We start from the raw sequence: 412 nt of genomic DNA, 5'->3' as shown, positions 1-412 counted from the left end.
ACTATCTGATGAAAAATCCCGACGTGGCTGCCGCGTCGATGAATCCGTTGGATCACTACATTCGTTTCGGCAAGAGCGAGGGGCGCAGCCCCCGGCGTGCTCCGGGCTCAAATGCCGGCGCCATCCAGAGACCCGACACCTACGTGCCGCGATCCGGCGAGAGGCGACCCGCCGCATTAAAGGCGCGCCTCATAGCCTTCTACCTACCACAGTTTCACCCGATTCCTGAAAATGACGCCTTTTGGGGAAAGGGTTTCACGGAATGGACGAATGTGACACGCGCCACGCCGCAGTTCGATGGTCATTATCAGCCGAAGCTGCCCGCGGACCTCGGCTTCTACGACCTGAGGGTGAAGGACATCCAGAAGGAACAGATCGAGATTGCCCTTCAGTACGGTGTCTCGGGGTTCTG

1 protein-coding gene is annotated in these 412 nt (G+C 59.0%); it reads left to right on the top strand.

The features are described from left to right. A partial coding sequence (locus ACWTU8_RS33045) for a glycoside hydrolase family 99-like domain-containing protein (protein WP_455851405.1) occupies positions 1 to 412 on the top strand: 412 nt, incomplete at both ends.

The organism is Mesorhizobium sp. BHbdii (assembly GCF_053848045.1).
Note: the sequence above shows the minus strand (reverse complement) of the source record. Positions and strands in the feature narration are given on the sequence as shown.